Source organism: Alphaproteobacteria bacterium, from assembly GCA_015231795.1.
GTDB lineage: Bacteria > Pseudomonadota > Alphaproteobacteria > Rhodospirillales > WMHbin7 > WMHbin7.
Genome location: JADGAX010000007.1, coordinates 141,508 through 166,804, shown reverse-complemented (window position 1 = coordinate 166,804; position 25,297 = coordinate 141,508). Strand labels below are relative to the sequence as shown.

Annotated in this window: 22 protein-coding genes; 11 read left to right on the top strand and 11 right to left on the bottom strand. The window is 59.9% G+C overall.

Features of this window, described 5'->3' with window-relative positions; translation table 11 throughout:
- Positions 1-3: 3 nt before the first annotated feature.
- From HQL44_14485 to HQL44_14460, 6 genes are read right to left on the bottom strand one after another with little or no spacing between them, the layout of a single operon-like run.
- Positions 4-468, bottom strand: a complete 465-nt coding sequence (locus HQL44_14485; protein MBF0269790.1) for a hydrogenase maturation protease — start codon at positions 466-468, stop codon at positions 4-6.
- Entirely contained in the window at positions 455-1,750 is a 1,296-nt protein-coding gene (locus HQL44_14480; GenBank protein ID MBF0269789.1) for a Ni/Fe hydrogenase subunit alpha, read from the bottom strand. Before HQL44_14480 ends, HQL44_14485 begins: the two co-directional genes overlap by 14 nt.
- Positions 1,743-2,522 carry an oxidoreductase gene (locus HQL44_14475; GenBank protein MBF0269788.1) on the bottom strand — a complete coding sequence of 260 codons (780 nt, stop codon included), beginning with the start codon at positions 2,520-2,522 and terminating at the stop codon, positions 1,743-1,745. The genes HQL44_14480 and HQL44_14475 overlap by 8 nt, the downstream gene beginning before the upstream one ends.
- Before the next feature lie 2 nt (positions 2,523-2,524).
- Positions 2,525-3,370, bottom strand: coding sequence for an FAD/NAD(P)-binding protein (locus tag HQL44_14470; protein ID MBF0269787.1), 846 nt, complete (start codon positions 3,368-3,370; stop codon positions 2,525-2,527).
- Between the two features lie 4 nt (positions 3,371-3,374).
- Positions 3,375-3,851, bottom strand: coding sequence for a cyclic nucleotide-binding domain-containing protein (locus HQL44_14465; GenBank protein MBF0269786.1), 477 nt, complete (start codon positions 3,849-3,851; stop codon positions 3,375-3,377).
- A 4-nt stretch (positions 3,852-3,855) separates the two neighbouring features.
- Positions 3,856-4,965, bottom strand: a complete 1,110-nt coding sequence (locus HQL44_14460) for a 4Fe-4S dicluster domain-containing protein (GenBank protein MBF0269785.1) — start codon at positions 4,963-4,965, stop codon at positions 3,856-3,858.
- Between the two features lie 204 nt (positions 4,966-5,169).
- Here HQL44_14460 and HQL44_14455 point away from each other — a divergent pair, with 204 nt between their 5' ends.
- Both HQL44_14455 and HQL44_14450 read left to right on the top strand, forming a co-directional pair.
- Positions 5,170-5,541, top strand: coding sequence for a hypothetical protein (locus HQL44_14455; protein MBF0269784.1), 372 nt, complete (start codon positions 5,170-5,172; stop codon positions 5,539-5,541).
- Between the two features lie 132 nt (positions 5,542-5,673).
- Positions 5,674-7,689 (top strand): diguanylate cyclase, encoded by a 2,016-nt coding sequence (locus HQL44_14450; protein ID MBF0269783.1) that lies wholly within the window; start codon positions 5,674-5,676, stop codon positions 7,687-7,689.
- Here the strand turns inward: HQL44_14450 and HQL44_14445 are convergent.
- The gene (locus HQL44_14445; protein ID MBF0269782.1) at positions 7,682-9,472 is read right to left on the bottom strand and encodes a diguanylate cyclase; all 1,791 of its coding nucleotides are present in this window, start codon (positions 9,470-9,472) and stop codon (positions 7,682-7,684) included. The genes HQL44_14450 and HQL44_14445 overlap by 8 nt on opposite strands.
- Before the next feature lie 131 nt (positions 9,473-9,603).
- Between HQL44_14445 and hpnD the strand changes: the two genes are divergently transcribed.
- The 4 genes from hpnD (at position 9,604) to HQL44_14425 (ending at position 15,267) form a co-directional block, all read left to right on the top strand.
- Positions 9,604-11,658 carry a presqualene diphosphate synthase HpnD gene (gene hpnD / locus HQL44_14440; protein ID MBF0269781.1) on the top strand — a complete coding sequence of 685 codons (2,055 nt, stop codon included), beginning with the start codon at positions 9,604-9,606 and terminating at the stop codon, positions 11,656-11,658.
- Between the two features lie 86 nt (positions 11,659-11,744).
- Complete coding sequence (locus HQL44_14435; protein MBF0269780.1) at positions 11,745-12,170, top strand: DUF2946 family protein; 426 nt, start codon at positions 11,745-11,747, stop codon at positions 12,168-12,170.
- A gap of 486 nt (positions 12,171-12,656) precedes the next feature.
- A complete protein-coding gene (gene shc / locus HQL44_14430) occupies positions 12,657-14,639 on the top strand; it encodes a squalene--hopene cyclase (protein MBF0269779.1) in 1,983 nt (660 codons plus the stop codon).
- Positions 14,629-15,267 carry a phosphorylase gene (locus tag HQL44_14425; GenBank protein MBF0269778.1) on the top strand — a complete coding sequence of 213 codons (639 nt, stop codon included), beginning with the start codon at positions 14,629-14,631 and terminating at the stop codon, positions 15,265-15,267. Before shc ends, HQL44_14425 begins: the two co-directional genes overlap by 11 nt.
- Before the next feature lie 84 nt (positions 15,268-15,351).
- On the opposite strand, the gene HQL44_14420 is transcribed toward HQL44_14425, so the two are convergent.
- Positions 15,352-15,810 (bottom strand): Spy/CpxP family protein refolding chaperone, encoded by a 459-nt coding sequence (locus tag HQL44_14420; protein MBF0269777.1) that lies wholly within the window; start codon positions 15,808-15,810, stop codon positions 15,352-15,354.
- 145 nt (positions 15,811-15,955) lie between these two features.
- Here HQL44_14420 and HQL44_14415 point away from each other — a divergent pair, with 145 nt between their 5' ends.
- Both HQL44_14415 and HQL44_14410 read left to right on the top strand, forming a co-directional pair.
- Complete coding sequence (locus tag HQL44_14415) at positions 15,956-16,684, top strand: response regulator (GenBank protein MBF0269776.1); 729 nt, start codon at positions 15,956-15,958, stop codon at positions 16,682-16,684.
- Entirely contained in the window at positions 16,681-18,057 is a 1,377-nt protein-coding gene (locus tag HQL44_14410; protein MBF0269775.1) for a HAMP domain-containing protein, read from the top strand. Before HQL44_14415 ends, HQL44_14410 begins: the two co-directional genes overlap by 4 nt.
- A gap of 2 nt (positions 18,058-18,059) precedes the next feature.
- On the opposite strand, the gene hpnH is transcribed toward HQL44_14410, so the two are convergent.
- On the bottom strand, positions 18,060-19,082 hold the full coding sequence (gene hpnH / locus HQL44_14405) for an adenosyl-hopene transferase HpnH (protein ID MBF0269774.1): 1,023 nt from the start codon (positions 19,080-19,082) through the stop codon (positions 18,060-18,062).
- The gene (gene ispH, locus HQL44_14400) at positions 19,079-20,047 is read right to left on the bottom strand and encodes a 4-hydroxy-3-methylbut-2-enyl diphosphate reductase (protein ID MBF0269773.1); all 969 of its coding nucleotides are present in this window, start codon (positions 20,045-20,047) and stop codon (positions 19,079-19,081) included. Before ispH ends, hpnH begins: the two co-directional genes overlap by 4 nt.
- Before the next feature lie 97 nt (positions 20,048-20,144).
- Between ispH and HQL44_14395 the strand changes: the two genes are divergently transcribed.
- The 3 genes from HQL44_14395 to HQL44_14385 all read left to right on the top strand — a co-directional run bounded on the left by HQL44_14395 (position 20,145) and on the right by HQL44_14385 (position 23,961).
- Positions 20,145-21,134, top strand: a complete 990-nt coding sequence (locus HQL44_14395) for an NAD-dependent epimerase/dehydratase family protein (GenBank protein MBF0269772.1) — start codon at positions 20,145-20,147, stop codon at positions 21,132-21,134.
- Positions 21,131-22,093 carry a flippase-like domain-containing protein gene (locus HQL44_14390; protein MBF0269771.1) on the top strand — a complete coding sequence of 321 codons (963 nt, stop codon included), beginning with the start codon at positions 21,131-21,133 and terminating at the stop codon, positions 22,091-22,093. Before HQL44_14395 ends, HQL44_14390 begins: the two co-directional genes overlap by 4 nt.
- 170 nt (positions 22,094-22,263) lie before the next feature.
- Positions 22,264-23,961, top strand: coding sequence for a diguanylate cyclase (locus HQL44_14385; protein MBF0269770.1), 1,698 nt, complete (start codon positions 22,264-22,266; stop codon positions 23,959-23,961).
- Here HQL44_14385 and HQL44_14380 read toward each other — a convergent pair.
- Positions 23,958-25,274 carry a diguanylate cyclase gene (locus HQL44_14380; protein MBF0269769.1) on the bottom strand — a complete coding sequence of 439 codons (1,317 nt, stop codon included), beginning with the start codon at positions 25,272-25,274 and terminating at the stop codon, positions 23,958-23,960. The two genes, HQL44_14385 and HQL44_14380, sit on opposite strands and share 4 nt — an antisense overlap.
- Positions 25,275-25,297: the final 23 nt, after the last annotated feature.

Genomic DNA, 25,297 nt, shown 5'->3' with positions numbered 1-25,297 from the left:
CTGTCATGCCATGGGACTGACGAGTTCTATAACCTTTGTGACGGCACTCTCCAGGGCATGGGCGACTTCTGAGCTAAGCTCTTGACCATGCGAGAAATCCTTGCCTTCCAGACCTACGATCCACAAGGCGGGCGGCAACTCATCCAAATCGCGAGACAGCTCGACCGCTTCAGCCAGGCCGAAAGCATGGCTGGAAAAAAGGGTCCAGCCAGCGGGAATCGGCTCCAGCCTTGTGTTGACGACATGCAGGGTTCCGCCGTCCTGGCCCGAGGAAACCGCATCGATGACGACGACAAGCGAGCGGCCCCGCCACAGGCTCATCAGGCCGGTTCCCTCGCCATGGTGGGTCAGAACCTCGACGCCGGGAAGATTTCTGGCCTCGATCCGCGCGGCCACCTGCAGGCCAAGAGAATCGTCGCGCCTGAATTCGTTGCCGACTCCGATGATCAGGGCGTCATTCGCGGTCAACGGTCAGCTTCAGAAAATGGGTCGCGCATGAAATGCAGGGATCGTAATTGCGAATCGCCTGCTCGCAACGCCATTTCAAATCTTCGTCAGGCAGCGACAGATGCGCCGCCACCACCTTCCAAAGATCGCTTTCGATAATCTTCTGGTTCTGCGCCGTCGGCGGCATGATGCGCGCCGTTTTGACCAGCCCCTGATCGTCGATTTCGTAGCGGTGGAAGCAAAGCCCGCGCGGTGCTTCCGTGGCGCCGTAGCCGACGGCGGCCCTGACCACAGGTTCGGTATGGGGTTGATCAGGTTCTTCGTAATTCTTGGCGATGGTCAGCGCATCCAGGCAGACCTGCAGGATCTCAAGCGAGCGAACCACGATGCTCTGGAAGGGATTGCGCACCACCGGGCCAAGGCCCGCCGACTTGGCGGCGCTCAGCGTCTCCGGATGCAAGCGGTCGTAATTGATCGCATAGCGGGCCAGGGGACCGACATGATAGGGCTGCTTGCCTGGCTTCTGGAAACCATGCAGCGCGTTCGAATGTTTGACATGTTCCTCGTCGAAATGGTCCAGGAATTCGGGCAGGCCGATGTCAAGCCCGCGATTAGAAACCACGCGCCCTTCATGGATGGCGTATTCGCGGTCATGGCGCAGGGAAACGAAGGTGTAGTTCTGCTCGATATCCGGGAAATTGAAGCCGCCGACCAGGCGAATCGTGTCGTGGCTGGCCTGAATGGCCCATTCCAGATCGGGAATCAGCGCCCGGATTTCGGCCTTGCGCGGCGTGCGGAAGAAACCGCCGACCCGCATATTGACCGGATGAATGGCGCGACCGCCGCCCACGGCTTCCAACAGATCGTTGCCGATCTTTTTCAGGCGCAACGCCTTTTGCACCAGATCGCGATTCGACTTCGCAAGCTGAATGGCGTCTGACAGGCCAAGGAAATCGGGAGCGTGCAACATGTAGACATGCAGCGCATGGCTTTCGATCCACTCGCCGCAATAGATCAGGCGGCGCAAATCGCGGATGGGGCCGGGAACTTCGACGCCGAAAGCGTTTTCCATCGCCTGAATGGCGCCCATCTGATAGGCGATCGGGCAGATGCCGCATATGCGGGCCGTGATGTCTGGCACTTCCATGAAGTGACGGCCTTGCAAGAACGCTTCGAAGAAGCGCGGCGGCTCGAAGATGCCGAAGCGGACTTCCTTGATCTCATTGTCCTTGACGCGCACATAGAGCGACCCTTCGCCCTCGACGCGGGCCAGCGCATCGACCTTGATGACACGGTTACTCATGTTTCAGGCTCTCCTCGCGGAAGGCGGGCGCATTGGCGTTGAAGCTGCGGAAGGCCCTGAGAACGGTTCCCTTGTCCTGGCCCAGTTCGTTCAGGAACCTGTCGGCAAGCGCCGTCGTATTGGGGGATTCCATCGGCCCGAAGCAGCCGAAACAGCCGCGATGCGACGCCGGACACAAACCGCCGCAACCAGCTTGCGTGACAGGCCCCAGGCAGGCCACGCCCTTGGCCACCATCACGCAGACAGTGCCGCGCTGCTTGCACTCGATGCATTCGGCATAGTTTGGAATGTTAGGCTTGCGGTGATTGAGGAAGGCGTTCAGCACTTCCAGCAACTGGTATTTGTTGATCGGGCAGCCGCGCAGTTCGAAATCGACCTGGACGTGATCGGCGATCGGGGTGGCCGTATCCAGGGTTTCGATGTAATCGGGGCGGGCGTAAACGATGTCCAGGAAGCCGTTGACGTCGGCGAAATTGCGCAGGGCCTGAATGCCGCCCGACGTGGCGCAGGCGCCGATGGTGATCAGCACCTTGGCGGATTTTCTGATCTGGCGGATCAGTTCGGCTTCATGCGGCGTGGTGATCGATCCTTCGACCAGCACCACATCGAACGGGCCTTTCATGTCCTTGCGCGTCGCTTCCAGAAAATAGGCGATCTCGACGGCGTCGGTCACCGCCAGCAATTCCAGTTCGCAATCCAGAAGCGACAGCTGACAGCCGTCGCAACTGGAAAACTTGAAAACGCCAAGGCGTGGTTTTTCACGTGCGCTCATGTCTACAGCTCCCGCACCTTGAAGGCGTCCGCCACTTCGTCGAAGCGAAACACCGGTCCGTCCTTGCAGACGAAGGGGGCGCCCCACTGACAATGGCCGCAAAGGCCGATGCCGCATTTCATGTTGCGCTCCATCGAAACATAGATCGACGAGGAATCGATGCCCGCCTGTTCAAGCGCCTGAATGCCATAGCGCATCATGATCTCGGGACCGCAAACGAAGGCAACGGTATGCATGGGATCGAAACCGGCGCCGGTCACCAGCTTGGTCACAACGCCGACATGGCCGCCCCAGCCCGGTTCGGCCCGATCCACGGTCACACGCACCTTGGTGTCGAAACGGCCGCGCCACTTTTCCAGTTCCTTGGGGAACAGGATTTCCGCAGGCGAACGGGAACCGTACAACAGCACGACCTTGCCGAAGCGATGACGATTGGCCAGCGCCATATAGATGGCGGGGCGCAAGGGGGCGAGACCCAAACCGCCGGCCAGGATCACCAGATCCGAGCCGAAGGCTTCCTCGACCGGCCAGGGCGTTCCGAAGGGGCCGCGCACGCCGACCGCCATGCCCTCTGACAGATTGCCGATGGCCTGGGTGATGGAGCCAACGCGCCTGATGGTGTGGACCAGCTTCGACGGATCGGCGGGATCGCCGGAAATGCTGATCGGCACCTCACCCGCGCCGAAAGTGTAAAGCATATTGAACTGTCCGGGCTTGAAGGCAAAACTTCCGCCGCCCTCGGGCACCAGTTCCATGGTGAAGGTATCAGCCAGTTCCTTGCGTATCTTTTCGATGCGGAAGGGCCGGATGTCCATGGGATCGGCCAGTTGTTGCATGGCAACGTTCATGCCATCACCCCTTCTTGCCCGGGCCGTAAAGATCGAACATCTGCATGCGGGCCGCGTGCAGACGATGCGCCATCACGGGCACGAAACGCTTCAAGACCTGATAGCCCAGGATCGGATCGCTATCCATTTTGCGCATCAGGCAGGTGGTGTCGAAGGACAGGGCGCGCACCAAGGTCTGCGCCCTGGCGTCGAAGGTCCATTTGTGGGGCGGCACCAGCCACGACCAGCCCAGAACGCCGCCATCGTCCACCGTTTCGACGGTCAGTGCCTGACGCCCGGGCGCATGCACCTCGACCGCCACCACGCCCGAACGGACGAGATAGAATTTCTTGGCGTCGCCGCCTTCGCGGAACAGGAACTGCCCCGCCTCGAACCGCTCATTGGCGGCGCAGCCGATCATCAGTTCCTTCAGCGCCGGCTCCAGCCCCTGGGCAAAGGGATGTTCTTCCAGGACGCGGCCCAGATTGTCCACCTGCACCATGACGTTACGCTCCCCTCTCGATGGCCTTGGCTTCGGCCGTGATGTCGATTCCCACCGGGCACCAGATGATGCAACGCCCGCATCCAACGCAGCCCGAAACGCCGAACTGCTCAACCCAATGGGAAAGTTTATGTGTCATCCATTGTCGATAGCGCGCCCCGGCGGTATTTCGCACCGGCCCGCCATGGATGTAGGAATAATCGATGCTAAAGCAGCTGCCCCATTTGCGCGTCCGCTCGGCCCTCAGGCCTGAAAGATCGGTCGCATCCTCCATGGTCGAGCAAAAACAGGTGGGGCAAACCATGGTGCAATTGCCGCAAGACATGCAGCGCTTGGCCACGTCTTCCCAATGCGGGCTTTCCAGCTTGGCCGCCAAAAGCTCGGCCACGCCTGCGATCATGGCCCGCTTCTGTCCCTTGGCGGCGGCTTCGAGATTTGCCGCAGCGGCCTTGAGATCGCCTGCCTGGGCGTCTTGCTTGGCCAGCTTGGACAGAATGGCGCGGCCCTTGTCGCTGCCCGCCTCGGCCACGAAAACATGGCGGGCACCATCGACGACTTCCGCCAGCTTGAGATCGTATCCTTCAGCAGCGTCCGGTCCCGTGCCCTGCGAAGCGCAAAAACAGGCATTGCCCGCATGATCGCAGGTGACCAGGACGATCAGGCAGTTCTTGCGGCGCTCGGCATAGCCCTTATCGACATAGGGGCCGCCCTCGAACACCCGGTCTTGCACCAGCATGGCCGACAATTCGCAGGCGCGCACGCCGATGAAGGCGTAACGGGGCTGCGGGGCCGCATCCTTGACCACGCGAAAGCCGTGACCGGCCTTTTCCGCCGACCATAGTTTCTGGCGCGCTGGATACAGATGCGCCTTCAATCCCTGCACGGGTTTTGTGTGGCCAAACAGCTTGGCGTCGCCACGCTGGGTCAGACGGTAATGACCGCCTTCCTCCTCGTCTCCAATCCCTTTCGGCAATTCTTCTGGCGATGAAATGGGGGCGTAGACGATGGCGCCGTCATACAGCTTGGGGCCGATCGTCTGATAGCCCTCATCGGCCAGAAGCGTGAATAACGTGCCGAGATCATTGCGATCTATAACGGCCTGACGGTCCGGCATGAACACCTCTGCGGGCGGATGAATGTGGGCAAACTATGACACGGCAAGGTTTGCAATGCATCCAGGAAATGTCCTTGCATAATGAAAGTTATATATCAATTGGGCAGGTCCTGTGCGCTTCGTCACTGAAGGAATTCGAAGAAAGGTCATACTCGGCTTACACGCTGGAAAATTCCCCGCGTCCTTCTTTTCTCGAGGTGTGCCGTGCGTTTGATCGCCCTCTCCCCACCCCTGTTGTTGACCGGCCTCGCCCTGCTGGGTGTCAGCGCCGCCAGCCTGATCCTGCCAAACCTGGACCAGGGTCTGACCATCGGCGGGCTGCTAAACCATCTGGGCGCAACCGCGCCGGTGGGCGGCCTGTGGCTTGAAATATCGCCGGGCTGGCCGATTCTGATTCTGGGACTGATCCTGGGCGAAGCCGGGCTGGTGCAAGAGCGCGTGCTGGCCGTCAAGGAACAAAAAATGCTGGCTCGGCTAAGGGCACTGGCCGAAGAGCATCGCGCCAGCGAAAGACATGCCGACATGCTGGCCCGCCGCCAGCGGCGGATGAGCCGAATTCTGAACCGAGCCGCTTAGATAAGAGGTTGAATTCCCCTTTTAAAGATGAAGGCAAAAATATCTTTAAGGAAGAATATTTAACTTTCACTCGGATTAAGTGAAGGTGTAATCTCCTACAAGACTTGGGTGGGGGCCTGGTAGGGGGTCGGCATGATCAGGCTTCAGGAATTGCGGCCTTATATCTCAGAATTGCTGCACCATTTTTTAGCGGCCTTCCTCCCCTTTTCCCTTTCCCTTATCGTTTTCCTTGTCGTCTATTCATGGGTTGAACGATCCAACAACCTGACGGCGCTTTACAGAAGCGAGGCGATTCGCATCGAATCGGCCAGAAACGCAACCCAGGCCTTACTAAATGAAACCGCCACCGACATTACCCTTCTGACCAGCGATCAAGCGCTGTTCGACTGGTTGGAACGCCCCTCTGTGGCGACGCTTGGCGAGTTGAACAACCACTTCCTGCTGGTGGCCCGCACCAAGCGCCTGTACGACCAGATTCGCCTGCTGTCCATGGAAGGCAAGGAGTTGGTTCGGGTTAATTTCGGCTTCGGCCAGCCGCATGTCGTCCCGGCGATGGAACTGCAGGACAAATCCCAGCGCTATTACTTCCAGGAAAGCGTCAATCTGGCCCGCGGCAAGGTGTTCCTTTCGCCCATGGACTTGAATGTCGAGAATGGCGAGATCGAACGCCCCTTAAAACCCACGATCCGTTTGGCGACCCCCGTTTTCGACCGCCAGGGCAACCGCAGGGCGGTGCTGGTCGTCAATTATCTGGCCCAAAATCTCCTGAACAAACTGCGCGAGGCTTCTTTTGGCATCCAAGGCGAGTTGATGCTGGTGAATGGCGACGGCTTTTGGCTGCTCAGCCCGCGCCCGGATGAGGAATGGGGCTTTCAACTGGAGGGCGGCAAACGTTTCAGCAACCTGCACAAGCAGGCCTGGGACAGGATGAAAGCGGGGCAGGTTCAGGTCAGCACCAGTCAGGGGCTGTACAGCTCCGCACTCTTGCAGCCGTCCTTTCTTGGCGACAAGGATCAAGGCAACGCCGTGATTTCCACAGGTGGCATTTCTGGAGCCAATTACGTATGGCGGCTGATATCGCACATTCCGGAAGATCGGCTGGCCAGCCTTGTCCAGCGCAATTTCGAACTGCACGCCGCCTATGGTTTCGCCCTGCTGCTGATCGCCGTGCTTTCGCTCAGCTATGCTGCGATGCGGGTGGCGCGCATTCGTTCCGACGAACGTCTGAAGCAAGCCGCCAAGGTCATGGAAGTCACGCACGACGCCGTGCTGATCCTTGATCCCAAGCGGCATATCCTGTCGGCCAACCAATCCGCTTCCAACATTACCGGCTATCTGCCCGGCGAGTTGACAGGCCTAGGCGAGCGGTCATTAAGGGCGCATCAGGAAGAGACGGAACGCGAGGAGGCGATCTGGAAGCAGGTAGACGATCAGGGGCAATGGCAAGGCGAAATCTGGAACCGGCGCAAGGGCGGCGAGGCCTTTCCGGCCTTCGTCACCATCGGGCGCATCACGGACCACCGGGGGCGGCTGCAAAACTATATCGAGATTTTCGCCGACATCACCGACCGCAAGTTGGAAGAGCAGGCCCTGCTGAAACTGGCCCATCACGATCCCCTGACCGGCTTGCCCAACCGCGCTTTGTTCATGGACCGGCTGGAGGTTGCCATGGCCACCGCCAAACGTACGGGGCAGAAAGCCGCCGTTCTCTTCATCGACCTGGACAAGTTCAAGCCGGTCAATGACGAATTGGGCCATGAGGCGGGCGACATCCTGTTATGCGAAATCGCCAAGAGATTGCAAGACGCCTTGCGGGAGGCCGATACCGTGGCGCGTTTCGGCGGCGACGAATTCGTGGTGCTGCTGCCGGGCGTCGAGCATGACCATGACGCGCTTTCGGTGGCGACCATCCTGATCGAACGGGTCAAGGAGGATATCCAGGTCAAGGGCCATATATGCCAAGTGGGATGCAGCATCGGCGTTGGCTTGTATCCCAGCGACGCCGAGGACGCGGCGCGTCTGGTGGAGCAGGCGGATCAGGCCATGTACCGCGCCAAACAGTCAGGATCCGGGGTTATCCGCATGGCGGGGCGCGAATTGCCCGATCACCCGGTTCCGGTCAGAAGATATCTAAAGCCAGTCAATTGATGTTGGGTTCCGAGGGCTGCGCCAGCAAGCAGCACACCTGATTGCGCCCGCTTTGCTTGGCGCGATAAAGCGCCGCGTCAGCCCGGCCCAGGAAATCGATCAGGCTTTCCTTTTGGCGACGCTCGGCCACGCCCACGCTGGCCGTCACCTTGCGTCCCTCCATCGGAGGGCCGAACTCCAGCCCCTCGACCGCCTCGCGCAACCGTTCGGCAAAGGCTCCGATCTCGCTGGCGGAACGGCCAGCCACGAAGACCGCAAACTCCTCGCCGCCCAAGCGCACCGGCAGATCGCCATGTCGGCTGGTTTCGGTCAGGACTGCGGCAACCTGCTTCAAGACGATATCGCCCTGATTGTGGCCGTAGGTGTCATTGACCGACTTGAAATGGTCGATATCGACCATCGCCACCGATACGCCCGCCCCCTTGTCGCGATCATGGATGGCGAACAGGCGCTCGACCATATCTTGCATGTAAAAGCGCGTGTAAAGGCCGGTCAGGGCGTCGCGGATCGAGCGTTCATAGAACTGTTTGCGCTCCAGATCGAGGGTTCTGTAAATGGTTTCGCGCTCGACCGCCACCTGCAACGGAATGTTCAATTGCTGGATCATCTCGACGACTTCGGAATTGATGGCGATGCGCTTGTCCAGATGGATCAGGGCCAAGGCTTCGATGGTGCCCTTTTCCGGCGAGAACAAGGGAACGGCCAAGGCATGCATGCGCCGCCCGGCGTCTTCGGGTCCCACCAGCGTGAAGTTCCATTTGTGGCGCCGCCCCCAGCTTTTGGCGTCCTTACCCAGCGTCATGGCGGCCAGCAGCGGCGGATCGGTCAGATTTCCCTTGTAGCGGGTTTCAGGCCCCAGATGCAGCACCTTGTCGTCATGACCCTGCGAACGGGCGAAGAATTCGATCAGTCTGGCGGGAACGAATCTCTGCGCCACTTCAAGCAGGGCGCGCGCCACATCCTGGAATTCGCGGTAAACGGTCATCGTCTTGGTGATGTCGGACAACATCTGGTTCAGGCGCGACAGGCGATGAATGTCGGTGTCTTCCTTGGCCAGCAGATACAATCCGCAATCGAGGGTCTTTAGCTGCTCAATGATGGGCCGCACCAAATGATCGGGAATGATCGAGCCATGCTGTGGACAGATCATCTTCAGATCGAGCTTTTCGATGCGCGTCAAGGAATGCAGCAACACGTCGCGGCTGGGGATGTAGTGCTCGTGGAAAGGTTTCAGACTTTCGAAATAATCCATGCTTTCGGCCACCAGCGAGAATCCTTCGGTGAAGCCCCCGAAGATGTCGCTGGAAAACAGCGCCCCCGTTTGTTCGTCGAAGGTAACGAAAGCGCCCGGAAAATGCGCATAGGGCGTGAACAGGAATTTCAGTTTCCTGCCGCCCAGATCGAGCTTCCAGTCATGTTCTTCGGGCATCCAGAATGGCAGCTTCAGTCCGTAATGCTTGATCAAGGCCTGGCCGCGCCAATGCGAAACCAGTCTGGCGTCGTCGCGCGTGATCAGCGCGTCGATTTTGGGCATGGCCGAGGTGATGTCGGGGTCTTGGTGATGACAAACGAACCAGCGGATATTGGAAAAATCCGTGACTTCGGCGATCTTGGCCAGCGTATGTTCATAGGTCAGCATCGAACCGGGATCGAACAAAACCGATTGATCGCCGTGTTCAAGCAGATAGACATGGCACTGGAAAGCATCGCCGGGAAGGTAATGTCCGACCCACCACACCCGGTCGGCGATCTCGATCGCATGGGCCGGATCGGCCCTTTTCATGGTTTCCGCCAGTGACAACGCAGACCTCTCACTTCGCCAAGAGCCAATCATAAGGCTTTGCTTTTCTGAAACAAAGGCCAATCAAAGACCTGTCACACAATTTCCGGACGTGATAGAAACGTCTCAGAAGAATGTCATCACATTGGGGAGCAATCGTGACGCTGTTTCTGGTGCCGGCCCTGATCGCGCTGGCCGTCTGGCTTGGGCTGCTGATGGGCCGCCACGGTTTTTGGCGCGCCGATCAGGCCTTACCCTCGCTTAGCCGCTTTCCGGGCCGCAATCCGCCGCAAATCGTCGCCATCGTTCCGGCGCGCGACGAGGCGGCGACCATTCTCCAATCCATTGGCTCGATTCTGGCCCAGGACTACGCCGGACTTTCCCACGTCATCCTGGTCGACGATCACAGCGCCGACGCCACGGCCCAACTGGCGCAAACGCTAGACGACCCCAGACTGCACGTCGTGCAAGGCCGCGATCTGCCCAAAGGCTGGGCAGGGAAAATGTGGGCCGTTTCCCAAGGCGTCGACAAAGCCAGGGAACTGGCGCCCACAACGGTCTATTACTGGCTGACGGATGCCGACATTGCGCACGGCCCGTCCACCTTGTCCCGCCTTGCCGCCCAGGCCGAGGATCGCAATGCCAGTCTGGTCTCGTTGATGGCCAGACTCAATTGCACCGGCATTTGGGAGCGCCTGCTGATCCCGGCCTTCGTTTTCTTTTTCCAAAAACTGTATCCCTTCGCCGACGTCAACAACCCGCTTTCCAGCACCGCCGCCGCCGCCGGGGGCTGCATGTTGGTGCGCAAGGAATCCTTGGAATCGGCCGGCGGCATTCAAGCCATACGTGATCGCATCATCGACGATTGCGCCCTGGCATCTATTTTAAAGCCGCAGGGACCGATCTGGCTGGGGCTGGCCCAGAGCGACGAATCGAAAAGTCTGCGCCCATATCCTTCGCTTGCCAGCATCTGGTCGATGGTGGCCCGCACCGCCTTCGTGCAGCTTCGCCATTCCTGGCTTCTGCTGGCCGGAGCGGTGGCCGGAATGCTGCTGCTCTACATGGCGCCGCCGGTCGCTCTGGCGTTGGGCATCATCAGCGGCAACGGTTTCCTGACCTTGTCGGGAACGCTGGGATGGCTGTGCATGACCATCGCCTATTTGCCCACCTTGTCCATGTACGGCTTGAAACCCGCGATTCCCTGGGCGCTTACCTTGCCGCTGTCGGGATTGTTGTATGCCCTGATGACCGTTGATTCGGGCCTTCGGCGCGGATCGGCCTGGAAGGGCCGCAGCCATAGCGGCGGGTTCGCCGACCCCGATAGCGACCGCGCTTCGCTGCAAATGGCCGCCGAGATCGTCGAAAAGGCGGGAACGTCCTTCTATTGGGCCATGCGCACGCTGCCCGAGGAGCGCCGTCAGGCCATGTTCGCCATCTACGCCTTTTGCCGGGCCGTCGATGACATCGCCGATTCCCAGGATGCGCCCGAGACCAAGCGCCAGGAATTGGCCCGCTGGCGCCACGGCATTCAGCTTGCTTTCGAAGACAAGGATCTGCCCGAGGACATGCCCTTGCTGCGAGCGCTGCGAGCACCCATCCGCCGCTATGCCCTGCGTCAGGTCGATTTCGAAGCCATCATCGACGGCATGGAGATGGATGCCGGAGACCCCATTCAAGCGCCCTCGCGCGAGATATTCGACCAGTATATCGATCGCGTGGCCTGCGCTGTGGGCAGATTGTCAAACCGCGTCATGGGAGCGCCCGTCAAAATCGCCGATTCCCTGGCCAACAGCCTGGGGAAGGCGCTACAGATCACCAACATCCTGCGCGATCTGGCGGAAGATGCCGAACTGGGCCGCCTGTATCTGCCCAGCAACGTGCTGGCCAAATGCCGCATCCAGGAACGAGATCCGGCTGGCGTATTGGCGCATCCGCATTTGCAGGCCGTGTGCCTGATTCTGTCCACGGAAGCCAAGAACCATTTCACCCAAGCAGCCGCCCTGATGGCAAGCACTGATTCCAGGCCTTTGCGTCCTGCGCTATCCATGATGGCCGTCTACAAATTGATTCTGGAGCGCCTGATCGACCGGGGTTGGAGCAACCCTGCCGCCCCCTTGAAAATTTCCAAAGGGGAAAAGCTGTGGGCGGCGCTGCATGGCGCGTTGTCGGCAGGTCCGCCAACCAGCTGAATTCGCAGCTATTATTGACAAATATCAAGGGGTTTTCCGCTATTTTTTCATTGCGCGATAAGCCATGAATTCCTTAGCATGGCGCTATGGATAAGCATCAGCCGATCTATCCCGCCTTCAGTAGCCAGCCAAGTCGGCATGGCCTTGGGCGGCGCTTGACGGGTTTTCTCGCCCTGTCGCTGCTGATGTTCAATCTCCTGGCAAGCGCTCTTTCTTCGCCCATGAATATGGATATTTCCCAGGCCGCCATCTGTACGGCCCAGGGCATGGCGCTGCCGCAGGGCGACGACAATCAACCAGCGCCTTCTTCCAATCCTGCTAGGCAGGACGGCGCGAATTGCGTTTTCTGCCTGCCCTTGCTGCATGCCGGACAGCAGCCGAAGAACATCGCCTATCTCACTCATTTGCGACAGATTGGGGAACCCGCTGTTCCTCCAGCGGACACCGCATTCGTCCCGCAGCCTTTGCCGCCCGGCAAGGCCTCTCCCAGGGCGCCGCCCTCCCTCGCCTGAAATCAAGCCCAGCGAAAGACCTGAGAGACCGCCCCTCGGTCCTTGCGGGCTATTCAAGCAATGTCGTCTTGCACAATCACCGCCCCAGCATGCCCGCCACCCAAGTGCGCGCACCAGGATCGCTACAGAAATCAAGGTTCAACCGTCTTCTTCTGAGCGAGCACCCAGAAGAATGACATCACCCGGAGAGGCCAAACCTCTCCGGGTTTTTTTAAACTCAAGTCTCACGCAGCCCCAACAACTGTCGCAGGTCGCTGAACGATTGGTTTTCGGCGATCACACAGCATTGATGTTTCAGATCATTTCTCTCATTCAACGACGATGGGTTTTCTCTGATTTCAGAAGTATGGGAGATCTCGATCTCTGGACAGAGCTGGGATAGCGCTATTTATCAACCGCTCCCCTTGACGGAATAGCGAATCAGCGACATATTGCGGTGCGAAATACCCAGGGAATTATTGGGTTATTGAGAGATTCCAACGCGCCATGACCGTCACTGCCCTAAGGACTTCACCCGAAAGCCTCGAGACAGCCGTTGACCGCCAGGACAATGGCTTGTCGCTGGACGCCGTCGAACGCACCGTGCAGACGGTGGCCGAGGGAATCTTGAAGCGCCAAAAGCCGGACGGCCACTGGGTCTACGAGCTTGAAGCCGACGCTACCATCCCGGCGGAATACATCTTCCTCAACCGTTATCTGGACACGCCCCAGCCGGAGCTGGAGGCCAAGCTGGCCCGCTATCTGCGCAGCATCCAGAACGAAGACGGCGGCTGGCCCCTGTTTCATAAGGGTGCGTCCAACATATCGGCATCGGTAAAGGGCTATTACGCGTTGAAGATGGTTGGCGACGACATCGACGCCCCACACATGAAAATGGCCCGTGAACGCATTCATGCCTTGGGCGGCGCCGAGAAAGCCAACGTGTTCACACGCTTTGCGCTGGCCTTGTTCGGACAGGTTCCTTGGCGGGCCGTGCCTGTGACAAGGGCCGAGGCCATTTTGTTGCCTGAATGGTTTCCTTTCCATATTTCCAAGGTTTCTTACTGGTCGCGCACCGTGATGGTGCCCATGTTCGTGCTTTGCACGATCAAGCCCAAGGCGCGCAACAAGGGCGGCGTCGGCGTGCGCGAGCTGTTCCTGGCCGATCCTGAAAAGATTCGCGACTGGCAGAACAATCCCACCGGGTCGCGCCTGGGCAATTTCTTTCTGGTTCTCGACAAGTTTCTGCGCGCCGTCGAATTTTTCTTCCCCAAATTCCTTGAGAAAAAGTCGATCGACAAGTGCATGGAATTCACGCTCGAGCGCTTGAACGGCGAGGATGGCCTGGGCGCCATCTTCCCGGCCATGGCCAACAGCGTGATGGCGATGGATGCGCTGGGTTACGACCGCGACGACCCCAACTTCAAGATCGCCCGCAAATCGATCGACCTGTTGGTGGTTGAACATGGCGATACGGCTTACTGCCAGCCCTGCGTTTCGCCGGTCTGGGACACGGGTCTGGCCGCCCACGCGCTGATGGAAGCCGGGTTGCCGGGCGATCATCCCGCCATCGCCAAGGCGATGGACTGGCTGAAGGACCGCCAAGTGTTGGATGTCGAGGGCGATTGGATCTGGCAGCGTCCCGGGCTTCGCCCCGGCGGCTGGGCCTTCCAGTACCGCAACGATTATTACCCCGACGTCGACGACACCGCCGTGGTGGCGCTGGCCTTGCACCGCGCCCAGCCCAGCGAAAGCCGGGAAGCCGTCTCACGCGCCGCCGAGTGGGTTGAAGGCATGCAGTGCGGCAATGGCGGCTGGGCCGCCTTCGACGCCGAGAATGAAAAGTACCATCTGAACCACATTCCTTTCGCCGACCATGGAGCACTTCTTGATCCGCCGACGCTGGATGTTAGCGCGCGCTGCTTAAGCCTGCTGGCGCAATTGGGCTACGACGCCAATCACCCCAAGGTGGCGGCAGGCCTTGAATATATGAGGATCGAGCAGGAGACCGACGGTTCCTGGTTCGGTCGCTGGGGCACCAATTACATCTACGGCACTTGGTCGGCCTTGTGCGCCTTCAATGCCGCTGGCGAGGACATGAACGCGCCACACATCCGCAGGGCCGTCGATTGGCTGAAGAATCGCCAGCGCGAGGATGGCGGCTGGGGCGAGGATTGCGCCAGCTATTGGGACGAAAGCAAGACCCTGTGCCACGAAAGCACGCCGTCGCAAACCGCCTGGGCGCTGCTAGGCCTGATGGCGGCTGGCGAAGTCGATTCGCCCGAAGTCGCCAAGGGCATCGCCTATCTGATGAACACGCCGCGCGACATGTATGGCAAATGGCACGAGGAACGCTATACCGCCGTGGGCTTCCCCAAGGTCTTCTATCTGCGTTATCACGGCTACAGCGCCTATTTCCCGCTGTGGGCGTTGGCCCGCTACAAGAACCTGAAGCGCGCCAATAGCCGCCGCACGGCCTATGGGATGTAAGCGTCCCGGCTTCGTTGTCGGCGTCGAACGCGAAGCCGCGCTGATTCCTTCCCCCTACCCCGTTTTCTGCTCCGGCGCCGACGCCAAACGCGCCGAAGCGGTGGCGATCAAGCTGCTGGAACATGGCTGCGATCTATTGGTCAGCTTCGGTTTGGCGGGCGGCCTTGATCCAACCTTGGCGGCGGGAACACTACTGGTCCCCAGCGAGATCGTAGCACCCGACGGCCAGCGCTTCGCTTGCGACGCCAGCCATCATTTTCTAAACGCAATTTGCCTGCCGATGGCGGGATCGGACGTCCTGCTTGCTTCGCCTGATGAGAAGGCGCAAATCAGGTCGCGCACCGGCGCCGTCGCGGTCGATATGGAAAGTCATGCCGTGGCCCGCGTGGCAAAAGCAAAGGGCGTTCCTTTCCTGGTCTTGCGCGCCGTGGCCGACACTGCCGACATGGCGCTTCCCGGTTTCATCGCCGACGCCACGACGCCGGAAGGCAAGACGCGGATCGGCATTATTCTCATGGGGCTTGCAAGAAAACCTGCCGCCCTGCCCGACCTGATCCGTCTGGCGCGCACAAGCGGCAAGGCCTTTGCCGCCCTGAAAGCCGCCCTGCCCGTTCTTCTGACAAAATAAGGCCCGGTTCCGGGGGGGCGGAAACCGGGCCTTTCATCACCGACGGCCAAGGAGGAGACTTGGCATCGGCTTAATTTTAAGCGATTACATCATCCAGCCGCCACCATGGGGGCCGCGCTTGCCCTTGCCCATGCCGGGGCCGAAACTGTCGTCCAACAGCTTCTTCTGCTCGGCGGTCAAGGTCGCCGTGAACTTCTGACGCGCCTCGAAGACCTTGGTCTTCGATTCGATGCGGCTTTGCATCATATCGGTCTGGTGGGCGCGGAACTGTTCGACCGTCATGGACTGAATGGCTGCCGGGTCCATGGCTTGGCGGGTCTTCCAATGTTCCTCGCGCTGGGCCGTCGCCACTTTCAGAAAATCTTCGTAGGCCGCCTTCTGGGGGGCGGTCAGCTTCAACTTCTCGGAGATCTGCTGGCCATAGCCGGGGCAATCGCCCTTGCCGGCGCCGAAGCCGCCGCCCGGACCCGCCGCCATGACAGGCAGCGCCGCAACGGCAAGGATGGCCGCAGTGGCCAAGAGGGTTTTGGTTAAGCGTTTCATGGCAAGCTCCTGTTGATGGGGTAAACCGTACATGAGGACAAGATAGCCCCGTCCTGTAACGCGGATATGTCGGTGGCGGCGCATTCTTGTAACGAAGTGTAACGGCGCATGGCCGAAGCCAGGCAGGCGCGCTATCATCGGCGTCATGGAGATGGATGCAGAAATTCTGATCGTCGACGATGACCGCGAAATTCGCGACCTGCTGGCGCGCTTCCTGACCAAACATGGGATGAAGGTGGCGACGGCCAGGGACGGCCAGGAATTGAACCGCCATCTATCCTTGAAAAGCCCCGGCCTGATCGTTCTGGACCTGATGCTGCCGGGCGAGGACGGTTTGTCGATCTGCAGGCGGTTGCGCGCCGACGCGCAGACAACTTCCATTCCCATCGTCATGCTGACCGCGATGGGCGAGGAAACAGACCGCATCATCGGCCTTGAAATGGGGGCCGACGATTACCTGCCCAAGCCCTTCAATCCCCGCGAGCTGTTGGCCCGCATCAAGGCGGTGATGCGCCGCGCCCGGGCTGCGGTTCAACCTAGCCAGCACAGCCAATCATGGCGCTTCGCGGGTTTCGTTCTGGATGCGCAGGCCAGAAGCCTGACCGGCCCGGACGGCCAGAATATCGACTTGACCGGCGGCGAGTTCGATCTGCTGAAGGCCTTGGTTGAACATGCCGGGCGCGTTTTGACCCGCGACCAATTGCTGGACCTGACGCGAGGACGCCTGGCCGGTCCCTTCGACCGTTCTGTCGATATCCAAATCAGCCGCATCCGCAAAAAGATCGAAAGCAACGACAAGTCGCCCGAGCTGATCAAGACCGTGCGTGGCGGCGGTTACGTGCTCTCGGTCCAGGTCGAAAGGAACGGCGCATGAAGATCAAGTTATGGCCGCAAAGCATCCTGGGGCGCGCTTTGGCCGTGCTGTCGATCGGTCTGGTGGCGTCGCATCTGGCGGCGCTGGCGCTATATTCCGGCAATCGAGACGAAGCCTTGTCGTCGCTGGGCGGACGCCAGACGGCCGAGCGGATCGTGGGCCTAGCCTCGGCGATGGAGGAAGCGACGCCCATTGAGCGCGAGAATCTGTCTCGCAAGATGAGCCGCCACGGTTTGATGATCGTCTGGTCGAAAGACCCCATGGTGACCCGCGAGCGCGACCGCGGCGTCTCCAACGCCATTGCCAACGAATTGCGCCGTTTGGCCTCTCCCGCCATGGAAGTGCGCGTCCAACCGGCGCGTTTCGAGGATATGGGAACACAGGGTCCAAGGCTAGGCATGCGCGGCCCAGGCGGCGGCCCAGGCTTTATGCATGAACGATCCTTTCTGATCTCTCTGAAGCTGTCGGACGGAAGCTGGCTGAATGTTCTGGCCGCCGCCGCTCCCCCGGATGCGCTGTGGAGAGGCCGCTTCCTGCTGGGCTTCGCCGCCACCACCCTGGTCACGCTGCTTCTGGCCGCCTGGGCCGTCAGGCGCGCCGTGCTGCCGCTGCGCCTGTTCGCCAATGCAGCCGAGCGGCTGGGCACCGACATTTCAGCCCCGCCCTTGCCCGAAAGCGGACCCTTGGAGGTCAGGCGTGCGGCGGGCGCCTTCAACCGCATGCAAGAAAGGCTAAGGCGCTTCGTTGACGACCGCACACGCATGCTGGCCGCCATTTCGCACGATCTGCGCACCCCCCTTACCCGCATGCGGCTGCGCGCCGAGTTCGTGGAAGACGAGGAAATGCGCGCCAAGATGCTGGCCGATCTCGACGAGATGGAAGCCATGATCGGCGCCACCTTGGCCTTTGCTCGCGATGAAGCGAAAACGGAAGAACGCGTGCCGGTCGATCTGGCGGCCATGCTGAAAACCTTAGCCTCTGAATCCGCCGAGGCCGGGCAAAACGTCACCTTCCAGGGACTTTCAGAAGCGAAAGTGCAAGCCGCCCCCATGGCGTTGAAGCGCGCCATGTCGAACCTGATCGACAATGCCTTGAAATATGGAGGCTTGGCAGCGATCACGCTCGCTCAATCACCAGGACATTTCGACATCGTGATCGAGGATGAAGGACCGGGCATCCCACAAGAGCTGCATGAACAAGTTTTCGCCCCCTTCTTTCGCGTCGAAGGATCGCGCTCGAAGGAAACTGGCGGCGTCGGCTTGGGCCTGAGCTTGGCGCGCAGCGTGCTGCGCGGCCATGGCGGCGACATCACGCTTGCCAACCGCAAAGAAGGCGGATTGCGAGTAACGGCGAGTTTGCCGTCGCAGCCCTGACGTTATCTTGCCGTCAGGCCAGGCCCCTTGATGAAGACATTCAGCGCTTTCAATGGGTGCGCCACCGTGTCGGCCACCGCCGTGGCCTCGTAGCCGCAATGCATCATGCAATCGGCGCAGCGGGGGTCATGCCCGGCACCGTAGCGGTCCCAGTCGGTGCTTTCCATCAATTCCTTGTAGCTGGCGGCATAGCCGTCGGCCAGCAGGTAGCAGGGCTTCTGCCAGCCAAATACATTGCGGGTCGGCGTGCCCCAGGGCGTGCAGGCATAATCCTGGTTGCCCGCCAGGAAATCGAGAAACAAGGTGCTTTGCGAGAATCGCCATTTGCGGCCCTGTCCGATCTTAAACAATTGGCGGAACAGCGCGTTGGTGTTCTGACGGTTCAGGAACTTGTCCTTGCTCGCCGCTTGCTCGTAGGAAAAGCCCGGCGACACCGTAACGCCCTCGACTCCCAGATCGTCGCAGGCATAGCTGATGAAGTCGGCCAGCTTCCCAACATCGTGGCCCTCATAGAGCGTGCAATTGATGTTGGTGCGGAACCCCTTCTCCCTGGCCAGTTTGATCGCCGAAACGGCGCGGTCGAACACGCCCTCCTGGGCGACGGCGCGGTCATGTTCCTCGCGCCCGCCATCCAGATGCACGGAAAATGTCAGGTAGGGCGTTGGTTTGAAGCGATCGATGCGCTTTTCCAGCAACAAAGCATTGGTGCAAAGATAAACGAATTTCTTGCGCTGGATCAGCCCCGCCACGATCTCTTCTATTTCCTTGTGCAGCAACGGCTCGCCGCCCGGAATGGAAACCACCGGCGCGCCGCACTCGTCGGCGGCCTGCAAACATTCCGCCACGGTCAGACGCTTGTTCAGAATCTCGTCGGGATAATCGATCTTGCCGCAGCCAGGGCAGGTCAAGTTGCAACGGAACAGAGGCTCCAGCATCAGCACCAAAGGATAACGCGCATTGCCTTGCAGGCGCTGCTTCATGATGTAGCTGCCGACACGCCATTGCTGGATCAGGGGAACGCTCATGAACTGGCCTTTTTCTTGTGCAGGGGGGCGTCGGGAAAATGTTCCGGCATCTTGAAGCTGACATTCTCTTCGACGCCGTCCAGCACCTTCAACTCGATGGGACGCAAACATTCCAGCTTGGCCAGCAACTCGTCGATCAGCACGTCGGGCGCCGAGGCCCCCGCCGTAATGCCCACGGTTGAAACGCCTTCCAGCCACGCCGGATCGAGATCGTTGGCGTCGTCGATCAGGTGGCTGGTCTTGCCCAGCTCAAGCCCGATCTCGCGCAGACGATTGGAATTCGAACTATTCTTGGCCCCGACCACCAAGATCAGATCGCTTTTCGCCGCCAGCTTGCGCACCGCCGTCTGGCGGTTCTGCGTGGCGTAACAGATGTCGCGCACATCTGGGCCTTGGATCAAAGGGAAGCGGCTTTTCAAGGCTTCGATGACGCCCCTGGTATCGTCGATCGACAAGGTGGTCTGCGTGATATAGGCCACTTCGGCCCCTTTGGGGATTTCCAACTTGTCCACGTCGGCGGGCCGGGTCACCAGATGCACGCCGCCCGGAATGCGGCCCATCGTACCCTCCACCTCGGGATGGCCGGCATGTCCGATCAGCACCACATGCGCGCCCTTGACGGCATAGCGCCCGCCTTCCTTATGAACCTTGGTCACTAGGGGGCAGGTGGCGTCGATGACTGGCAGGCCGCGGCTTACGGCCTCTTTTTCCACCGCGTCCGAGACCCCGTGCGCGCTGAAGATGGCCACCTCACCCTCGGGAATCTCGTTCAATTCCTCGACGAAGATCACGCCCTTGGCCTTCAGTGTATCCACCACCCGCTTGTTGTGCACGATCTCGTGGCGGACATAGATGGGGGCACCGTAAAGCTCCAACGCCTTTTCGACGATGTCGATGGCGCGGGTGACGCCAGCGCAGAATCCGCGCGGCTGGGCCAGAAGAACATTCAGAGAGGACGAAGACATGGCAAGCCCTTGTTAAATTGGCCCCTAGCAGATAGCTTGCATCGCCCGCTTCGCCAAGGGGAAATCGCTGCATGGCCGCATGCAAAAAGGAGCCGTTATGACCATTCTGGTGACCGGAGCCACCGGATTCGTGGGTGCCGCCGTGGCCCGCGCCCTGGCGGCGCGGGGTCATGGCTTGCGGCTGCTGGCCCGTCCCGGCTCGGATCGACGCAATTTGAAGGACTTAACTGCCGAGATCGCCGAGGGCAGCCTGGACGATCCCCAAAGCCTGAAGCGGGCGGTCAAGGGTTGCTCGGCCCTGTTCCATGTGGCCGCCGACTATCGGCTGTGGGTGCCCGATCCCAACGCCATGATGCGCACCAATATCGACGGCACGCTGGCCCTGTTGGAGGCCGGAGCCGACGAGGGCCTGTCTCGCATGGTTTACACCAGCAGCGTGGCGGTTCTGGGCCTGCATGCCGATGGACGTCCGTCTAGCGAAGAGACGGCATCCTCATTGGCCGACATGATCGGCCCCTATAAACAGTCGAAATTCCTGGCAGAAAAAGCCGTCCGCCATGCAGTGGCCGAAAAGAACTGGCCTGTGGTGATCGTCAACCCATCCACGCCCATCGGACCGGGCGACGTGAAGCCCACCCCCACCGGCCGCATGATCGTCGAGGCAGCAAGGGGGCGCATGCCCGCCTATGTCGATACGGGCCTGAATGTCGTCCATGTCGATGACGTGGCAGAAGGCCATCTGCTGGCCTTCGAGAAGGGCCGCGTCGGCGAGCGCTATATCCTGGGCGGAGAAGACATGGCGCTAAAGGACATTCTGGCCGAGGTCGCCCGCCTGATGGGACGCAAGCCGCCCAGCATCTCCCTGCCCCATTCAGCCGTCATGCCCATCGCCTTCTTCTCGGAAATCTGGGCCAGAATCTTCGGTGGCGAGCCGATGGCGACGTTGGACGGCGTGCGCATGGCGAAAAAGAAGATGTTCTTCACGTCAGCCAAGGCAGAGGCAGAACTGGGCTACCGCGCCAGGCCCGCCCGCCAGGCCATCGCCGATGCCGTGGCATGGTTCAAAACCAACGGATATCTGGGATGAAAGGCACGCATCCCTGGCTGATTCTGGCGGGTCTGGCGGGCCTGGCAGTTGCGGTATTCCTGATCGCCGACCATGGCGCGGCGGATATCTTGCAAGGCGTGGCGGCGCTGAGCTGGGGCTTGCTGCTGGTGCTTTTGTATCGTTCCGTCTCACTGGTGACTGCGGCCCAGGCTTGGCGTCTACTGTACCCTGCCGGTCAGCGCCAAGGCTTGGCGCGCATGAGTCTGCTGCGCTGGATTTGCGAATCTGTGAACAGCCTGTTGCCGGTCGCCCAGATCGGCGGCGATCTGGTCAGGGCCAAGCTGGCGGCAAGACCAAATCAGGGGGCGCAGTCGGGTGCTGCCGTGGTGGTCGACATCACGCTTAATCTGGTGGTGCAAATTCTGTTCGTCATCCTGGCTTTGGCCTTGCTGCTAAGCCAGGGCGACAGCGGCTATGGCGGCCCGCTGGCGGCCGCTCTTCTGCTGACATCCATAGGCGTTGCCGCTTTCTGGGCGATCCAGAAGCGCGGCCTTTTCAGTCTGCTGGCTCGCTTCGTGGCCCTCATCGGCAGGGGGGCGGCGCTCGACAAGGCCATGACGGGCGCCAGCAACCTGGACCAAGCCATCGCCGCCCTTTACGCCAGACCCCGCGACCTGCAGGCCGCCTTGCTTTGGCACATCCTGTCAACCGCGTCACGCGTGGGCGAAGTTTGGCTGATCCTTTATTTGATGGATCGCCCGGCATCGCTGGCCGCCGCTCTGATCATCGAATCATTGGCCGCCATGCTGCGCACCGCCGCCTTTCTGGTGCCGGGCGGATTGGGCGTGCAGGAAGGCGCCCTTCTGGCCCTGGGTTCCCTGGTCGGCATTTCAGGGGAAAGCGCCTTGGCCTTGGCCCTGGTCAAGCGGGCCAGAGAGATCGGCGTCGGCCTGCTCGGCCTGCTGGCCTGGATTGGCGCTAGAAAATTTAAGCCTTGATCCAGCCCCCTTAGGCACTCGGCCCATTCATATAAATTCACCTACCAGGTTGATTAAGAGGTGGACGCGAATAAACCCTGCCGTTCTAAGCGCGCTTGCCAAAAAAGCAAAAATTGTATGATAATCAGTGAAAATCCATTGCCTGAGACAAAAACTAAAACAATATTAGAATGAACCAGCCCGCCATTTGCAGGCGCGACATAGGTCCGCGCTTTTCAACGAACTCGATGGCCGCGTTTGAGATATCGCGCGAGATGGTAGCGCTTTGCCGCGATGGCAGGATCGAAGACATCAATTCCGCCGGCGCCAAGCTGCTAGGGCTGGAGAAGTCACAGCTGATCGGGCGGAATCTTGGAGATTTTCTAACCAGCGACTATGCGGATATGGGCCGCCAGCTGCTTAGCTTGCAGACCATCGAGACCACGCCGGTTCCGGTGGAATTTCAATTTCTCGGCAATCAGAAGCGCCAGGTGGAATTGCTGGTTCATCCGGCCCGCGAGATTGGCCCCAACTGTACCGTCGTGACCGGGCGCGACATCAGCAAGCAGGCCAAATTGGCCAGAAGCGCCAAGCGCAGAGAAGACAGATTCAGAATTCTGGTCGAACGGTCGATGCATTTGGTCTGCCAATGTCGGGGCGACAGGATCGACTACATCAATCCCGCCGGCGCCGAGATGCTAGGCGCCAGCAGCGACTGCCAGCCTGTCGGTTGGCCGGTCTCGGAATTCTTCGCGGGCGAATACAAGGACATCGTCAGAGACGGCCTTATGGACGTTCTGGCTGAGCCTTCCTATCTTCCCATGCGCATGATGCGCTGCGACGGCACAGCGATCGACGCGCAGGTTCTGATATCCAGGCTTCCTTCCAGGCCCGGCGAACTAGAATATATAATCGAGGCCAGGGACATCAGCGCGCACAACCGGGCCGTGGCGGCGCTGCGCTCGCTCAACGAATCGCTCGAACGACGCGTCAGCGAACGGACGACCGATCTGGCGAACGCCAACGCCTTTCTTGAAACGCTTCTGGAAGCCATTCCAACGCCCGTCTGGTGGAAGGACGTGCAGGACTGTTTCCTTGGCTACAATCGCGCTTTCCAGAAATTCTTCGGCGTCGAAACGCAGTCTTGGATCGGCGAACGGATGGACGCGGTTCTGCCCGCCAGCGACATGAACGCCCCGCGCCAGACAGCCTTGCCGTTCGAACAATCGCAGCCGGAAATCGAGTATGAAACGGCGCTTCGCATCGCCGAGGATGAACGAAACGTCATCGTCAGCGAAAAGGGTTGGATGGGCCATGGCCACCAATATTCTGGCACCATCGGCGTTTTGCTGGACATCACGCAACGAAAGCGGATGGAAGAGGAATTGCGCCGACTGGCGACCACGGATCCGCTGACTGGGGTCAACAACCGCAGGCATTTCATGGAAATCGCCGAGGCGGAATTCGAGCGGGCGCGCCGCTATTTTCACGCCCTGTCGGTGATGATGCTGGATATCGACTATTTCAAGAAGGTCAATGACACATACGGTCACGCCACCGGCGATGAAGTGATCAAGACATTGACGAAGACCTGTGCGGGCTTGTTGCGCAAGGGCGATGCGCAGGGACGATTGGGCGGCGAGGAATTCGCTATCATTCTTCCCGATACGGTGATCGATGGCGCCGTCACGTTGGCGGAACGGTTGCGCGCGTGCCTGGCGGAAACGCAGGTTTCTTCCGCCGCGGGAACCGTCCGTTTCACCTGCAGCATCGGCGTGGCGCAATTGGCGCCATCAGATCACGCAATCGAGGCGTTGCTGAACCGGGCCGACGAGGCCCTTTATGAAGCCAAACGCAGCGGACGCAACAAGGTTTGCGCATCCACTTAAAGCAATACGGCCCTGTCCCGTCCCTCGTTCTTGGCCGCATACAGGGCTTGGTCTGCGCGGTTCTGCAGGCTGTCTTGGCCGTCTCCAGGCTGGTAGGCGGCAATGCCGGCGCTGACGGTTTGACGCCTGCCGCTGATAAATTCGCAGTTTCTAACCGCATCGCAGATGCGCCCACCCAACACCGCCGCTTGCTCGGCATTTGTTTCGGAACACAGAACAAGAAACTCTTCCCCGCCCCAGCGTCCCAACATGTCATGGGTTCTCAGATGCGTTTTCACCAGCTTTGAGAATTCCTTCAAGACATGGTCGCCCGCCTGATGGCCAAGTTCGTCGTTCACCATCTTGAAGTGGTCCAGATCCAGCATGATGACCGAGAACGGACGGCCATAGCGCTGCGAGCGTTCAATTTCCGCGTCCATTCTTTCGTTCAGGTCGCCACGATTGCTCAGACCCGTCAGGCTATCCGTTCTGGACAGCCGCCTCAGCCTCTCGTTCAACTTCTTCAGCCTGACCGCCCAGAACAGGCTGGTAAGCAGAATGATGGCGAAAACGGCGACAATTTTGATAAGCAGGTCGTAATCGATTCCGGTCTGCACCTTGATCGATACATGCCGGTTGGCGATTTCCGTTCTCTCGGGAGGCAGTATTTCGGCGATCCCCTTATTCAGGATGTCTCTTAGCATTCCGTCTTCCTTGCGAACGCCGATCCGCAAGTTGTTCTCGTAACCCGGAACCTGACCCGAGACTTTCAGATTGAACCAACCGTCCTTTTTGATGGTATAGACGGCCACGATCAACGAGCGCATCGTCATATCGGCTTTCTTGCCGGAAACCATGGAGAAGGATTCCGCTTCGCTGCCGGTTGTCAGAATGGTCAGTTCTGGAAAATCGCGGCGCACGCGTTCTTCGATCGACGTGCCGCTTGGAAGAACCAACGTTTTCCGGCGAATGCCCGCCAGATCTTCGATATATGGATGCTCCTCCCTTGTCACAATCACATTGCGGTCTACGAAGATGGGATCGGTAAAGACCAGCCATTCGTCGCGTTTTGGGGTTTGATTGAGAAAACTAAGAATCTTGCACTTGCCGCTTTTGGATGCCTCAAGACTCTCATCCCAACTCTTTGTAACAACCAATTTCAGGGTCACCCCGGCGCGCTTGGCGGCCAGCCGCAAGAGATCGGCGGAAATTCCTTCGTGCTGCCCTTGGGCATTGATGATTTCGTAGGGCGCCCAGTCAGGATCGACGCAAAATGTGAAAGGAGCATTCGCTTGCGCGTAGTGCCGCTCCTCAGGGGTAAGTTCAGCCCCCAGCAACTGGGCAGAAAAAAAACACG

Excerpts from the sequence above, each read along its gene's own strand:
- hpnH (MBF0269774.1), bottom strand. The coding sequence starts at position 19,082 with ATGAGCGTTCCCCTGATCCAGCAATGGCGTGTCGGCAGCTACATCATG.
- HQL44_14465 (MBF0269786.1), bottom strand. The coding sequence starts at position 3,851 with ATGGTGCAGGTGGACAATCTGGGCCGCGTCCTGGAAGAACATCCCTTT.
- HQL44_14410 (MBF0269775.1), top strand. The coding sequence starts at position 16,681 with ATGAAGATCAAGTTATGGCCGCAAAGCATCCTGGGGCGCGCTTTGGCC.
- HQL44_14420 (MBF0269777.1), bottom strand. The coding sequence starts at position 15,810 with ATGAAACGCTTAACCAAAACCCTCTTGGCCACTGCGGCCATCCTTGCC.
- HQL44_14415 (MBF0269776.1), top strand. The coding sequence starts at position 15,956 with ATGGAGATGGATGCAGAAATTCTGATCGTCGACGATGACCGCGAAATT.
- hpnD (MBF0269781.1), top strand. The coding sequence starts at position 9,604 with ATGTCATCACATTGGGGAGCAATCGTGACGCTGTTTCTGGTGCCGGCC.
- HQL44_14450 (MBF0269783.1), top strand. The coding sequence starts at position 5,674 with ATGATCAGGCTTCAGGAATTGCGGCCTTATATCTCAGAATTGCTGCAC.
- HQL44_14475 (MBF0269788.1), bottom strand. The coding sequence starts at position 2,522 with ATGAGCGCACGTGAAAAACCACGCCTTGGCGTTTTCAAGTTTTCCAGT.
- HQL44_14425 (MBF0269778.1), top strand. The coding sequence starts at position 14,629 with ATGGGATGTAAGCGTCCCGGCTTCGTTGTCGGCGTCGAACGCGAAGCC.
- HQL44_14470 (MBF0269787.1), bottom strand. The coding sequence starts at position 3,370 with ATGAACGTTGCCATGCAACAACTGGCCGATCCCATGGACATCCGGCCC.
- ispH (MBF0269773.1), bottom strand. The coding sequence starts at position 20,047 with ATGTCTTCGTCCTCTCTGAATGTTCTTCTGGCCCAGCCGCGCGGATTC.
- shc (MBF0269779.1), top strand. The coding sequence starts at position 12,657 with ATGACCGTCACTGCCCTAAGGACTTCACCCGAAAGCCTCGAGACAGCC.
- HQL44_14395 (MBF0269772.1), top strand. The coding sequence starts at position 20,145 with ATGACCATTCTGGTGACCGGAGCCACCGGATTCGTGGGTGCCGCCGTG.
- HQL44_14460 (MBF0269785.1), bottom strand. The coding sequence starts at position 4,965 with ATGCCGGACCGTCAGGCCGTTATAGATCGCAATGATCTCGGCACGTTA.
- HQL44_14445 (MBF0269782.1), bottom strand. The coding sequence starts at position 9,472 with ATGAAAAGGGCCGATCCGGCCCATGCGATCGAGATCGCCGACCGGGTG.
- HQL44_14390 (MBF0269771.1), top strand. The coding sequence starts at position 21,131 with ATGAAAGGCACGCATCCCTGGCTGATTCTGGCGGGTCTGGCGGGCCTG.
- HQL44_14435 (MBF0269780.1), top strand. The coding sequence starts at position 11,745 with ATGGATAAGCATCAGCCGATCTATCCCGCCTTCAGTAGCCAGCCAAGT.
- HQL44_14385 (MBF0269770.1), top strand. The coding sequence starts at position 22,264 with ATGAACCAGCCCGCCATTTGCAGGCGCGACATAGGTCCGCGCTTTTCA.
- HQL44_14480 (MBF0269789.1), bottom strand. The coding sequence starts at position 1,750 with ATGAGTAACCGTGTCATCAAGGTCGATGCGCTGGCCCGCGTCGAGGGC.